Below are 13,807 nucleotides of genomic sequence, written 5' to 3'. Positions count from 1 at the left end.
GCTGCATGGATGACCCCGGCAGCGCTGCAACGCTCCGGGGCCCGGCCAGTCGCAAAGGGGCTGACATGAACAAGACTCTCACGCGCGAGAAGGAGAATCTTCTCCTCGCGATCAACGCCGTGCTGGAGGTTGCCGAGCCTGGCCAGCTGCGCGCCGTCGGCTACCTCCGTATCTCCACCGAGGAGCAGCGGAAGGGGTACGGCATCTCGTACACCGGCAAGCGCGTGGTGAAGCACGTCACGAGCAAGGGCTGGGCTCTCGTCGACGTGTTCGCCGACGAGGGGTACCCCGGAAGCCTGGACCACACTCGGCGTCCGGACCTTCGAGAACTGATGGCCTTGGCACACCAGACGCCGAGGCCATTTGATGTTGTGGCTGTATACGAGGACCGCGCCATCGGGCGCGCCGGAAGAGCGTTCTGGCCCTGGGTATGGAGGCTCGAAGAGCTCGGCATCTTCACCGCTGTCGTCAGGGGCGACTACGACAACACGACCGACGAAGGCCGGTCGCGAATGCGTAAGGCGCAGGACCGTGCGGAAGACGAGCTGGTCACCATCCGGGACCGCACGCAAGGCGGCGTTCAAGAAAAGGCTGCCGATGGCGGGCACCCCGGAGGCGTCGCTCCGTACGGCTATCGCATCGAGAACAAGGGCATCAAGGGCGAGAGCCGGCTTGTTCTCGACACGGGCAACGGTTACGAGGGATACCCCATGCTTCACCGGGCGTTCCGGCTCATCACCGAGGAGGGCATGGACCCCGCGGAAGTCGAAGACATGTTCAATGCGGAGCGCATCCCCGGACCCACGCTGGATTACTGGCCGAGGGCGTCTCTGCGGCACGTACTGACAAGCCAGGCCGTCCAGGAATCCGTTCGCGTGTTCCGTAACCCCAAGGGACAGAAGGTCAGGCTCGACGCGAACGGTAACCCTGTCTTCGGAGAGACGGTGATCATCAAGCTTCCCTCCGTCTTCACCCCACAGCAATTGAAGGTGCTGAATGCCGCTCTGGCCCGGACATCTCGCCGCGGGCGACGCAAGGATGAGGAGACAGTTCACCCGCTGAGCAAGCACGTCATCAGCCCATGCGGAAAGCCGTGCACAGGGGCCAGCAACACTGGTAGGGCCCAGGCGCGCGTCTATCGATGCACGGGGAAGAGCCCGAAGTTCGGCGAAACGAAGTGCGCCTGCACGCAGGTGGACGCCGAGGCTCTGGAGAACCGAGTCTGGTCGGAGGTGTGCCGGCTGCTTGAGGACCCGGAGCGTTTGCAGAGGATGGCAGACGACTGGCGCGATATGGCGAAGGGTAATGGGGTCGACTACGCCGCCCGCGTCCGCGAACTGGACGAGCTGATCGAGGAGCAGGAAGCCACGATCGACGCCACCACGGAGGCGGTTGCTCGGAGGTCGAAGCGGAAGGGGCTTGACCGGCGCGCCACGCAAGAGGCGATCGAGCGGGCGACCCGCGATCTGGAAGCGAATCTCTCCAATCTGGAGAAGCTGAAGGATGAGGCCAATGCATGGCAGCGAGAAGCCGACAGCACTATCAACAGGGCGGAAGATCTTCGCCGCCTCGCAGAGACGGCGCGGACCCGGCTCCATTCCATGAACGACCGCCAGAAGGAGGACGTGATGGATCTACTGGACTTGCGCGTCACCATCCTTGGCGAGGTCTCCCGGAAGGTTCGAAGGGACGACCAGTTGAGCGCCTGGTTCCGTCAGCGGGAACGAGTGGTGCCAGAGCTGACGGATGAAGCGTGGGCGCGAGTAGAGCCCATCCTCTCTGCCCGGCCTGGGCGCAAGCCGGCGGACCCCCGAGCGCTTCTCGATGCGATGCTGATCAAAGCTCGCTCGGGTTGCGCCTGGGGCGAGGTGCCGTACGGCAACGTCGCCAGCGTCTGGGCTCGGTGGGTCAAGTCGGGGCTCTGGGAGGAGCTGATGGAAGCTCTTGCCAACGTTCCTGGCGTCCCGGTGCGCGACGAGATCGAGCTTCCGTCACTGAGGATTGAGGGCCGCATCGACCCACGCCTGTTCGTTAGCGAAGATCAGTCACCTGCGCATGACGACGTCTTCAAGGCGTCGGACTACAAGATCTCGCCGTTCGAGTTGGAGAGCGCGCTGCTCGAGCACGAGGCGGTGGCGGAGGCGGCGGTGGTCCCGGCGCCGGACCCGCTGCGGCTCGCCGTTCCGAAGGCCTATGTGGTTCTCGCGGAGGGCTGGGAGCCGGGACCGGACACGGCGAAGGTGCTGTTCGCGCACTCACGGGCGGTGCTCGCCCCGTACAAGCGGATCCGCCGGATCGAGTTCGCCGAGCTGCCCAAGACGGTCTCGGGCAAGATCCGCAGGATCGAGCTGCGCGAGCGTACGGCGGCCGGGTCGGGAGCGGAGTACGACGAGGGGGATCTGCGATGAACCTGTCCTACACGCACGGCACGGGGACGACCCCGCTGCTCGGTGACACGATCGGCCGCAACCTCGACCGGGCGATCGCCGCCCACCCCGACCGGGAGGCGCTGGTCGACCTCGGGTCGGGCGGCCGCTGGACGTACGCCGAATTCGGGCTCGCCGTCGACCAGTTGGCGTGCGGGCTGCTCGGCTCCGGGGTCGAGAAGGGGGACCGGGTCGGCATCTGGGCGGTGAACTGCGCGGAGTGGGTGCTCATCCAGTACGCGACCGCCCGGATCGGCGCCGTCATGGTGAACATCAACCCGGCGTACCGGGCCCATGAGCTGGAGTACGTCCTCAACCAGGCCGGGGTCTCGGTCCTCATCGCCTCGCAGTTCCACAAGACCAGCGACTACCGCGCCCTGGTCGACCGGGTGCGCCCCAACTGCCCCGGGCTGAGGGCCGTCCACTACATCGAGGACGGCTCCTGGGACCTGCTCCTGGACGCCGCCCAGCGTGTCACTCCCGCTCAACTAGCGGCGCGCCAGGCGGAGTTGTCCTGCGACGACCCGATCAACATCCAGTACACCTCGGGGACGACCGGCTTCCCCAAGGGCGCCACCCTCTCCCACCACAACATCCTCAACAACGGATACTTCGTGGGCGAGATGATCGGCTACAGCGAGCAGGACAGGATCTGCCTTCCCGTTCCCTTCTACCACTGCTTCGGCATGGTCATGGGGAATCTCGCCGCCACCTCGCACGGCGCGTGCATCGTGATTCCGGCACCGTCCTTCGATCCGGCGGCGACCCTGCGCGCGGTGGCCGAGGAGCGGTGCACGTCGCTCTACGGCGTCCCGACCATGTTCATCGCCGAACTGAACCTCGCCGACTTCGCCTCGTACGACCTCTCCTCGCTGCGCACCGGGATCATGGCGGGCTCTCCGTGCCCGGTGGAGGTGATGAAGCGGGTCGTCGCCGAGATGAACATGGCGGAGGTGTCGATCTGCTACGGCATGACGGAGACCTCCCCGGTGTCCACCCAGACCCGGCGCGACGACGATCTGGAGCGGCGCACGGGCACGGTCGGGCGGGCGCTGCCGCACGTGGAGGTGAAGGTCGTCGACCCGGTCAGCGGGGTCACCGTGCCCCGCGGCGAGCCGGGGGAGCTGTGCACCCGCGGCTACAGCGTGATGCTCGGCTACTGGGGCGAGCCGGAGAAGACCGCCGAGGTGATCGACGCGGGCCGCTGGATGCATACCGGCGACCTGGCCCTGATCCGTGAGGACGGCTACGTCCAGATCGTCGGCCGCATCAAGGACATGATCATCAGGGGTGGTGAGAACGTCTATCCCCGGGAGATCGAGGAGTTCCTCTACGGCCACCCGAAGATCGCCGACGTCCAGGTGGTCGGCGTGCCCGACGAGCGGTACGGCGAGGAGATCCTGGCCTGTGTGATCCCCCGCGATCCGGGCGACGCGCCGACCCTGGAGGAGATCGCCGCGTACTGCCGTGAGCAGCTCGCGCACTACAAGATCCCGCGCAGGCTGGAGATCATGGACGGCTTCCCGATGACGGTGAGCGGCAAGGTCAGGAAGGTGGAGCTGAGGCAGCGGTACGGGGAGGGGTGACCGGGGGTCTGCCCGCCGAGGGACCTGCGGACGCGGTTCACGTCCGCAGGGCCCTCGGCTTTGAATGCGAGGGGCGCCGTCAGGCCCGTGCGTGCGCGGTGCGTGCCGCGGGCACGGCGGGCGGTGCTGCGGAACGGCCGAAAACCGCTCCCCCTGTGGCGAGTTGGAGCCGCCCGCGACGTCCGCGGCGCGTCCGGGGACGATTCCCTGCCGTCACGCCCCGCGCGCGACGAGATCGTCGGCGGGGCCGTTGACCGGCTGGGGCGTGCCCGTGAGGTCCAGGGTGAACAGCGGGATGCCGAGGTCGTCGGCGCGGCCCCGGGCATCGGGGGCGTATCCGGCGAGTGAGAAGAAGACGCTGGTCGAGGAGGCGCTGAGCCCGTTGAGCCACAGGCACTCGACGGCGCGCAGTGAGGTGGGGCGGGTGGTGGGGTCCACCTGGGCGACCAGCCCGGGACCGCGCAGATCGATCCCGGAGACGGATCGCTCCTCCGGTTGTACGACGTCGCGGAAGCCGAGCCAGCGCAGATAGAGGGCGGCCGCGGTGACCGCGTCGCGCCCGGTCCTGATGGTCACCGGGTGGAAGGTGGGCCGGGCGGGAGCGGCGGTCGGCGGCAGCGGGATGTGCGAGGGCGGGCGGAGCGCGGCGGAGGGGCGCCTGCGCCGGGCGGACGCCTGCGGGGGAGCCTGGGGGCCCGTCGAGGGCTGCGCGTGCGGGGGCGCCTGCGAAGACGGGGCCGTCTGCGAAGTCTGGGGCGACTGGGCTTGACGGGTGCTCTCCCCGGAGTGAGGCGCGCCTCCGTCCCGCGCGGGGGAGGGCGGCGCCGGGAGTGACGGCTGGGGCGTACGGGGCGCCGGCAGGGCGGACACGGGTCGTACCGCGATCCGCAGCACCGCCCCGCACGCGCAGCCGAGCTCCGGCTGGGGCCACTGATCCTGCCGTCCGCACTCCTCACAGCGGACCGTCACCCATTCGTCCGTCCAGTTACGGTGCGTGATCGGCTCCGCGGGCGCGCCCCGGAGCACCGGCGGAACGATCGGCGCCCCGCACGCGCACGGAAAGACGGGTGGCGCGTACGCGTGCGTCCGTCGGCACTCCGGGCAGCGCACCGACACGTTCTCTCCCACAACGGTCCCCCTTTGTCCCGCCCCATCGTCCACCAAGCGGGCGCCGCGGGCGAGGGAGTTCGGCCATCCCCTTTTCGGCCCTCCCTTGACGACCGCGACGGCGCCCGCCTACATTGCTTCCGTATAGCAGAACAATACTTCCGCATTACGGAATCAAGTCGCAGGTCGCCCTCGCCGGGCGCACAGAGCTTGACTCCGCTGGCCGAGCAGGAGCACTCCATGCCTCGTATGACCGCCGCCGCAGCGGCCGTTGAGATCCTCAAGCGCGAAGGCGTCACCAACGCGTTCGGTGTGCCCGGCGCGGCGATCAACCCCTTCTACCGAGAGCTCAAGAACGTCGGCGGCATCGCCCACACGCTGGCCCGCCACGTCGAGGGCGCCTCCCACATGGCCGAGGGCTACACGCGCGCCAAGGCCGGCAACATCGGTGTCTGCATCGGTACCTCCGGCCCCGCCGGCACGGACATGATCACCGGCCTGTACTCCGCGATCGCGGACTCGATCCCGATCCTGTGCATCACCGGCCAGGCCCCGGTCTCGAAGCTCCACAAGGAGGACTTCCAGGCCGTCGACATCGCCTCGATCGCCAAGCCCGTCACCAAGAAGGCCACGACCGTTCTGGAGGCCGCCCAGGTCCCGGGTGTCTTCCAGGAGGCCTTCCACCTGATGCGCTCCGGCCGTCCGGGCCCGGTCCTCATCGACCTGCCGATCGACGTCCAGCTGACCGAGATCGAGTTCGACCCGGAGACCTACGAGCCGCTGCCGGTCTACAAGCCGCGCGCCACCCGCGCCCAGGCCGAGAAGGCCCTCCGGTTCCTGCTGGAGTCCGAGCGCCCGCTGATCGTCTCCGGTGGCGGAATCATCAACGCCGACGCCTCCGACCTGCTGGTCGAGTTCGCCGAGCTGACCGGCGTTCCGGTCATCTCCACGCTGATGGGCTGGGGCACCATCCCCGACGACCACGAGCTGAGCGCCGGCATGGTCGGTGTGCAGACCTCGCACCGCTACGGCAACGCGACCTTCCTGGAGTCGGACTTCGTCCTCGGCATCGGCAACCGCTGGGCCAACCGCCACACCGGCTACAACCTGGACGCCTACACCAAGGGCCGCAAGTTCGTCCACGTCGACATCGAGCCCACCCAGATCGGGAAGATCTTCGCCCCGGACTACGGCTTCGCCTCCGACGCCAAGGCCGCGCTCGAGCTCTTCATCGAGATCGCCAAGGAGCTCAAGGCCGAGGGCAAGCTCCCGGACTTCAGCGCCTGGGCCGCCTCCGCGCAGGAGCGCAAGGCCACCCTGCAGCGCCGTACGCACTTCGAGAACATCCCCATGAAGCCGCAGCGCGTGTACGAGGAGATGAACAAGGCCTTCGGCCCGGAGACGCGCTACGTCACCACCATCGGCCTCTCCCAGATCGCCGGCGCGCAGATGCTGCACGTCTACAAGCCGCGCAACTGGATCAACTGCGGCCAGGCCGGCCCGCTCGGCTGGACCATCCCGGCCGCGATCGGCGCCGCCACGGCCGAGCCGGAGACCCCGATCGTCGCCCTCTCCGGCGACTACGACTTCCAGTTCATGATCGAGGAGCTGGCGGTCGCCGCCCAGCACAAGGTCCCCTACGTCCACGTCCTGGTGAACAACGCCTACCTGGGCCTGATCCGTCAGGCGCAGGGCGGTCTGGGCATCAACTTCGAGGTCAACCTCGAGTTCGAGAACATCAACACCCCGGAGATCGGCGCCTACGGCGTCGACCACGTCAAGGTCGCCGAGGGTCTGGGCGTCAAGGCGATCCGCGTCACCGACCCGGAGAAGCTGGGCGAGGCCTTCGAGCAGGCCAAGAAGCTGGCCGTCGAGCACCAGGTCCCGGTGGTCGTCGAGGCCATCCTGGAGCGGATCACCAACATCGCGATGAGCAAGACGGTGGACATGAGCGACGTCACCGAGTTCGAGGAGCTCGCGACGGAGCCCGGCCACGCGCCCACGGCGATCAAGGCACTGAAGGTCTGACCCGTCAGACCCGTTCGAGTCACAGCCGCGCACAGCGGGCGGGGCGGTCCATCCCTGAGGGGAGGGGCCGCCCCGCCCGGCGTTGTCACGCCCCTCTGACTCCCGCGCCCCGGCACATCGGGCACCGGTCCTTGCCGTCCCACTGGTCCCAGCCGAACGCCGCAGGCGAGAGCGACTGCCCCTCCAACTCCTCGCGCACCGCGACCCGATAGGCCCAGACCGTGGCGATGTAGGGGTGGTAGGCGTCGTGGAAGGCCGGCCCGGCCGGCTCCGCCCCCGCGGCGACGGCCCGTTGCAGCGCGCGCAGCCCCTCGAACATCGCCTGGCCGGCACTGGCGACGGGCGTGCCGGCGTCGATGAACAGCCGCTCCCGCGCCTCGTAGATCCCGCCCTCGCTCAGCGCCGCCCGCGTGGCCGCGTCGAGGTCGACCTCGGCACGGGGCGCCTGCGCGATCTGGCGCAGGCGGGCGTGGCACGCCTCGGCGGCGGAGATGAACTCGATGTAGACCGCCCGCCGCCGTTCCCCGAGCCCGCTGTCCTTCTCATGGCGGCGCCGCAGATGGTCGGCGAGGACCGTCCCTGAAATGGCGATGGACGCCCCACTGACCGTCGCGACGAGCGTGCCCCAGTCCACGGCTACCCCCCCAGTGACGATCATGACGCCGTAGCCCGGAATCTACGCGTGGCGCCTCCCGGCGATCAAGACCGCCGGTCGGGGTGAACCGGGGAACCCTCGACCCGCCGGGTCCTGGCGGAGCGCCGTTTGTCGGCTGCGGAGAGGGCGTGCGGCGGACTATCGTTGGGCGCATGCATCGTTCGTCGTGTCTGAGCTGGTGGCGCTCCCCGTAGGAGCGGCCACCTTTTCACGCACGACCGGGCCGTTCGGATGGACGGCCCTCTTGCGCGTTCCCTGGACCGGGTGCCGCTGCCGTCCCGACGGCGGCAGTCACCCACCCAGGAGAACCCGTGAACCTCATGCCGTACGCCCCCGAAAGCACTGTCCGCGCGACGGACGCGGCCCGGGCCGACGCCCTCGGACTGTCCCCCGCGCGGGCCCGCGGCGCGGTGCTGGAGAAGCTGATCCACGAAGACCCCGGACGGTTCCGCGTGCTGACAGGCGACCGTCCGACCGGACGGCTGCACCTCGGCCACTACTTCGGCACGCTCCACAACCGTGTCCGTCTGCAGGACCTCGGCGTCGAGATGTTCGTGCTCATCGCGGACTACCAGGTCCTGACGGACCGGGATGTGGCCGACGACCTGACCGGGTACGTCGAGGAGCTCGTACTGGACCACCTCGCCGTCGGGATCGACCCCGCCCGGGCAACGGTCTTCACCCACAGTGCGGTTCCCGCGCTGAACCAGCTGCTGCTGCCGTTCCTCAGCCTGGTCTCCGTCGCCGAGCTGAACCGCAACCCCACGGTCAAGGACGAGATCGCCCATTCGCGGCAGGCGTCCGTCAGCGGGCTGATGTTCACCTACCCCGTCCACCAGGCGGCCGACATCCTGTTCTGCGGGGCCAACCTCGTCCCGGTGGGCCAGGACCAGCTTCCCCACCTGGAGGTCACCCGGACCATCGCCCGTCGCTTCAACGACCGCTACGGCCGGGGGGCCGCGTTGTTTCCCGAGCCGGAAGCCCTGCTGTCGAGCGCGCCACTTCTCCTCGGCACCGACGGGACCAAGATGAGCAAGAGCCGGGGCAACGCCGTCGCGCTGGCCGCCAGCGCCGACGAGACGGCGCGCCTGATCCGGGGTGCGAAGACCGACGCGGAGCGACACATCACCTACGACCCGGAGACCCGCCCGGAGGTGTCCTCCCTCGTCCTGCTGGCCGCACTCTGCCAGGGCCGGGCACCGGAGCAGGTCGCCGACGACATCGGCCCGGCGGGGGCCGGGGCGCTCAAGAAGTACGTCACCGAGGCGGTGAACGAACACCTCGCGCCGATCCGCGTCCGCCGTCGCCAGTACGCGCAGGACCGTGGCCATCTGCGCCAGGTGCTGCGTGAGGGCAACGAGCGGGCGAACACGATCGCCGAGGCCACTCTCGAGAAGGTGCGGAGGGCCATGAACAGCCGCTATTGAGAGGTCCACCGGGCAGAAGTGATCACATGTGATCCGATAGGCCCATGGATTCTCGGACCCTGTACCTGTTCTGCTCCGCCGCCCCGCCCGTCTTCGACGTCGCGCGCGTCATCGAGGGTGCGCAGGCCGACGGCTGGGACGTCTGCCTCGGGCTGACCCCGACCGCCGCGAGATGGCTCGCCGAGTCCCTGGACGGCCTCGCGGCGCTCACCGGTCACCCGGTGCGGTGGGAGTACAAGCTTCCTGGGCAGCCGGACGTGTGGCCGCGGGCGGACGCGGTCCTCGTCGCGCCGGCCACCTTCAACACCGTCAACGCGTGGGCGCTCGGACTGACCGATCGGTTCGTGGTCGGCGTCGTGGCGGAGGGAATGGGCAAGGGCGTTCCGATCGCGGTGATGCCGTGCGTGAACGCGGCATACGCGCGGCATCCGCAGTTCGACCGGTCGGTGGAGACGCTGAGGAGCGCGGGCGTGACGGTGCTCTACGGGGAGAGCGGGTTCGTCCCGCACTCCCCGGGCGAGGGCGACCCGGCGGCGTACCCGTGGCGGCTCGCCCTCGACGGCGCCCGCCGGCTCCTCGCGCCCAGGGGTACGTGACGCGCGCTCAGAGGTACGTGACGTGCCGGCCCGGGACCGCGAAGCGGAGCCCCGGGGCCACAAAGTAGAGCGCAGAGTCGGGACCGTAAACCGACTCTGCGCTCTGGCTTGTGAAGTTGTTGCCGCCCGACGGTGCGAGGCTGGCGCGACAGGACGTTCGCGCCGCCGGGCGGGGCTCAAGTGGCCCCCGTGGGGGCCGCGCTGGGACCGCGGCAGCGGCGACGGGGTTCCGGAGGTCCCTTCCTTCAGGTCAAGAAGGGGGCCGGGCGCCCTTACCACCGCACTGGCTCGCACACCGCCGCGGTCCTCACGCTGTCCGCACCGCCGACCACCCCTCATCCGGGCCGCCGGTCCGGACTGCGCACGGGTCATGACCTCCCGTCATCACCCGTACGCCGTCTCGGTGTTCTAGTCCTCGCGCAGGGCGCGGACCGCTTCCTCGACGCGCTTGCCGTACTCCGGGTCCGCGGCGTGGAAGTGGGCGAGGTTCTTCTCGATCACGTCCTCGCGGCTGACCTGGGAGAGGCCACCGGCGATGTTGGCGACCAGACGGCCCTTCTCGTCCTCCGACATCAGGCGGAAGAGCTCGCCCGCCTGGAAGAAGTCGTCGTCCTTGACGTGGGCCGGGGCCTCGTGGGTGCCCGTGTAGCCGTGGATCGCCAGCGGGGCGGACAGCGCGGCGTCCGTCTGGGCCGGGCCCGCGTAGGAGTTGGGCTCGTAGTTCTTGTCGTGGCGCGAGCCGTAGCGGGTCGCGTGCAGACCGTCGCGGCCGTAGTTCTCCGCGACCGTCGCCTTGGGCGCGTTCACCGGCAGCTGGGTGTGGTTCACACCGAGGCGGTAGCGGTGGGCGTCCGCGTAGGCGAACAGGCGGCCCTGGAGCATCTTGTCCGGCGAGGGACCGATGCCGGGCACGAAGTTGTTCGGGGAGAACGCGGCCTGCTCGACCTCGGCGAAGACGTTGTCCGGGTTGCGGTCGAGGACCAGACGGCCCACGCGCTGCAGCGGGTAGTCCGCGTGCGGCCACACCTTGGTGAGGTCGAACGGGTTGAAGCGGTAGTTCGCGGCCTCGGCGGCCGGCATGACCTGGACGTACAGGGTCCACGAGGGGTTCACACCGCGCTCGATGGCCTGCAGCAGGTCCGTCTGGTGGGAGTTGGCGTCCTTGCCGACGAGCTCGGCGGCCTGCTCCGACGACAGGGAGCGGACACCCTGGTTCGTCTTGAAGTGGTACTTGACGAAGAAGGCCTCGCCCGCCTCGTTCGTCCACTGGTAGGTGTGCGAGCCGTAGCCGTTCATGTGACGGTACGACGCGGGGATGCCGCGGTCGCCCATCAGCCAGGTGATCTGGTGCGTCGCCTCGGGGGCGTGCGCCCAGAAGTCCCAGACGTTGTCCGGCTCCTGCTTGCCCGTGAAGGGGTCGCGCTTCTGCGAGTGGATGAAGTCGGGGAACTTGATCGGGTCCTTGATGAAGAACACCGGGGTGTTGTTGCCGACGAGGTCGTAGTTGCCCTCTTCGGTGTAGAACTTCAGGGCGAAACCGCGCGGGTCACGCACCGCGTCCGCGCCACCGAGCGAGTCGGCGACCGTCGAGAAACGGATGAACGTCTCGGTCCGCTTGCCGACCTCGGAGAGGAAGGCGGCCTTCGTGAAGCCGGTGACGTCGTCGGTCACCTCGAAGTGGCCGTACGCGCCGGAGCCGCGGGCGTGCACCACACGCTCCGGGATGCGCTCACGGTTGAAGCGCGCCAGCTTCTCGAGCAGGTGCTGGTCCTGCAGGAGGATGGGGCCACCGACGCCGGCGGTGGCGGAGTTCTGGTTGTCGGCGACGGGGGCGCCGGACTCGGTCGTAAGCACGCGCTTCGACATCGTGACCTTCCGTACTGGAGCTGCACTGGGGACGGACCTGGAGCGTAAATTCGCCCGGAACGGAACGTCAACAGTTTGTTGAAAATGAAGTTTGATGTTCCGGGTGGCGGCGGCGCCTGGGCGCGACAGGACAGGTGTCAGCGCCACCGCCACCCGGAATTCCGGGGGGACCGCTCAGTCGAGGAGCGGCCCTCGTACTCAGACCTGCTGGCCGGAGAGGCGCTCGACGGCGCGCAGCAGGGCGGAGTGGTCCAGGCCGCCGTCACCCTGCGCACGCAGGGAGGCGACGAGCTGGGCGACGACGGCGCCGACCGGAAGCGCGGCACCGACATTGCGGGCGGCGTCGGTGACGATGCCCATGTCCTTGTGGTGCAGGTCGATCCGGAAGCCCGGCGCGAAGTCGCGGTTGAGGAAGTTGTCCTTCTTGCGGGTCAGCACGGTCGAGCCGGCCAGACCGCCGTTGAGGACGTCCAGGGCCGCCTTGAGGTCCACACCGGACTTCTCGAGGAAGACCACGGCCTCGGCGCACGCCTGGATGTTGACCGCGACGATCAGCTGGTTGGCGGCCTTGACCGTCTGGCCGGAGCCGTGCGGGCCACACAGGACGATGGTCTTGCCCAGCGTCTCGAGGATCGGCTTGGCGGTGTCGAAGTCCGCCTGCTCGCCACCGACCATGATCGACAGTACGGCCTCGATGGCGCCGGCCTCGCCACCGGAGACGGGGCAGTCCAGGACGCGGATGCCCTTCTCGGCGGCGGCCTTGGCCAGGTCGACCGAGGTCTGCGGGGTGATCGACGACATGTCGATCAGCAGCGCACCCTGCTTGGCGTTCTCGAGGATGCCGTCGGGGCCGTAGGCGATGGCCTCGACCTGCGGGGAGGCGGGCACCATCGTGATCACGACGTCGGCGTCCTTGACGGCCTCCGCGATCGAAGCGGCGGCCGTGCCGCCGGCCTTGGCCAGACGGTCCAGCTTGTCCTGCTCCAGCGTGAAGCCGGTGACCTGGTAACCGGCCTTCAGCAGGTTCTCGGACATGGGCGAACCCATGATGCCGAGACCGATCCATGCGACCTTCGGGAGGTTGGTGCTCATGAGGGTACCTCTCTCAAAACGTGGTGCGTAAAGTCAGTTCGCGCGTCAGTTGGCCGCGCGCAGCGGCTCCGGGAGCCACTCGAAGGAATCCGCGCTCGGGCGGTCGCCGGCCTTGTACTCCAGGCCGATCCAGCCGTCGTAACCGGCCTTCTTCAGGCGGTCGAGCAGGTCGGCGAGGTCGAGGTCGCCGGTGCCCGGCGCGCCGCGGCCCGGGTTGTCCGCGATCTGGACGTGACCGGTCTTGTCGGTGTACTTCGTGATGACCTCGACGAGGTCCTCACCGTTCATCGACAGGTGGTACAGGTCCATCAGGAACTTGGCGTTGCCGAGGCCGGTGGCCGCGTTCACCTTGTCCACGATCTCGATCGCGGAGGGGGCGCTCACCAGCGGGTAGAGCGGCGACTCCGGCTTGTTGAGGGCCTCGATCAGGAGGATGGCCCCGACCCGGTCGGCCGCGCGGGCCGCCAGGACCAGGTTCTCCAGGGCGAGTGCGTCCTGGACCTCCGGGTCGACTCCCTCGACGCGGTTGCCGTACAGCGCGTTGAGGGCCTTGCAGCCCACCGACGCGGCGAAGTCGGCGACGAGGTCGATGTTGGCGCGGAAGCGGTCCGACGCCTCACCGGGTACGGAGAGGGCCCCGCGGTCCGGACCGGGCAGCTGCCCGGCGTAGAAGTTCAGGCCCACCAGCTGGGTGCCGGCGTCGTCGAGCGCCTTCTTGAGGGCGTCGAGCTCGCTCTGGGCGGGCGTGGCGGTGTCGATCCAGGGCCACCACAGCTCGACCGCCGTGAAGCCCGCGGCGGCGGCGGCCGCAGGGCGCTCCAGAAGCGGGAGTTCCGTGAAGAGGATCGACAGGTTCACATCGAAGCGCTGGTCCGTGTATCCCATGAGGGGCGGCGCTCCTTCCGTATTGCGGAAGTCAGTTTCTGTCTGTCGGAATATTGCATGGTCGTGTCGAGGTGTGTCAAGGGGGTGCCCGCGCGGCCCGTGGTCGACGCGCGCAGGTCGGGGGCCGGACGGCCCCTCC

Annotated in this window: 9 protein-coding genes and 2 pseudogenes; 6 read left to right on the top strand and 5 right to left on the bottom strand. The window is 69.1% G+C overall.

All coding sequences use genetic code 11. From position 1 onward, the window contains the following. Positions 1-5: 5 nt before the first annotated feature. The 3 genes and pseudogenes from ACZ7J0_RS02960 to ACZ7J0_RS02950 form a co-directional block, all read left to right on the top strand. A pseudogene (locus ACZ7J0_RS02960) lies at positions 6-1,925 on the top strand (recombinase family protein); the annotation flags it as partial. A gap of 132 nt (positions 1,926-2,057) precedes the next feature. Continuing rightward, positions 2,058-2,408, top strand: a pseudogene (locus ACZ7J0_RS02955) (AMP-binding enzyme); the annotation flags it as partial. Then, on the top strand, positions 2,405-4,012 hold the full coding sequence (locus tag ACZ7J0_RS02950) for an AMP-binding protein (RefSeq protein WP_470883367.1): 1,608 nt from the start codon (positions 2,405-2,407) through the stop codon (positions 4,010-4,012). The pseudogene ACZ7J0_RS02955 and the gene ACZ7J0_RS02950, both read left to right, overlap by 4 nt. Before the next feature lie 213 nt (positions 4,013-4,225). Here the strand turns inward: ACZ7J0_RS02950 and ACZ7J0_RS02945 are convergent, their stop codons facing one another. Then, the gene (locus ACZ7J0_RS02945; RefSeq protein ID WP_470883365.1) at positions 4,226-5,140 is read right to left on the bottom strand and encodes a hypothetical protein; all 915 of its coding nucleotides are present in this window, start codon (positions 5,138-5,140) and stop codon (positions 4,226-4,228) included. Positions 5,141-5,368: 228 nt separating this feature from the next. Between ACZ7J0_RS02945 and gcl the strand changes: the two genes are divergently transcribed. Then, positions 5,369-7,147 (top strand): glyoxylate carboligase, encoded by a 1,779-nt coding sequence (gcl, locus tag ACZ7J0_RS02940; RefSeq protein WP_468704827.1) that lies wholly within the window; start codon positions 5,369-5,371, stop codon positions 7,145-7,147. An 85-nt stretch (positions 7,148-7,232) separates the two neighbouring features. Here the strand turns inward: gcl and ACZ7J0_RS02935 are convergent, their stop codons facing one another. Then, on the bottom strand, positions 7,233-7,781 hold the full coding sequence (locus ACZ7J0_RS02935; protein ID WP_470883364.1) for a CchlQ: 549 nt from the start codon (positions 7,779-7,781) through the stop codon (positions 7,233-7,235). Between the two features lie 341 nt (positions 7,782-8,122). On the opposite strand from ACZ7J0_RS02935, the gene trpS reads away from it, so the two are divergent. Further along, the gene (gene trpS, locus ACZ7J0_RS02930) at positions 8,123-9,229 is read left to right on the top strand and encodes a tryptophan--tRNA ligase (RefSeq protein ID WP_470884111.1); all 1,107 of its coding nucleotides are present in this window, start codon (positions 8,123-8,125) and stop codon (positions 9,227-9,229) included. A gap of 44 nt (positions 9,230-9,273) precedes the next feature. Then, entirely contained in the window at positions 9,274-9,825 is a 552-nt protein-coding gene (locus tag ACZ7J0_RS02925; RefSeq protein ID WP_470883362.1) for a flavoprotein, read from the top strand. Positions 9,826-10,233: 408 nt separating this feature from the next. On the opposite strand, the gene ACZ7J0_RS02920 is transcribed toward ACZ7J0_RS02925, so the two are convergent. From ACZ7J0_RS02920 to ACZ7J0_RS02910, 3 genes are all read right to left on the bottom strand, one after another. After that, on the bottom strand, positions 10,234-11,691 hold the full coding sequence (locus ACZ7J0_RS02920; protein ID WP_470883360.1) for a catalase: 1,458 nt from the start codon (positions 11,689-11,691) through the stop codon (positions 10,234-10,236). 198 nt (positions 11,692-11,889) lie between these two features. Beyond that, a complete protein-coding gene (locus ACZ7J0_RS02915; RefSeq protein WP_470883359.1) occupies positions 11,890-12,783 on the bottom strand; it encodes a 2-hydroxy-3-oxopropionate reductase in 894 nt (297 codons plus the stop codon). Between the two features lie 45 nt (positions 12,784-12,828). Beyond that, positions 12,829-13,668: a TIM barrel protein gene (locus ACZ7J0_RS02910; RefSeq protein ID WP_469121122.1), complete on the bottom strand. Its 840-nt coding sequence runs from the start codon at positions 13,666-13,668 to the stop codon at positions 12,829-12,831. Positions 13,669-13,807: the final 139 nt, after the last annotated feature.

The organism is Streptomyces sp. NPDC038280, assembly GCF_055600045.1.
Note: the sequence above shows the minus strand (reverse complement) of the source record. Positions and strands in the feature narration are given on the sequence as shown.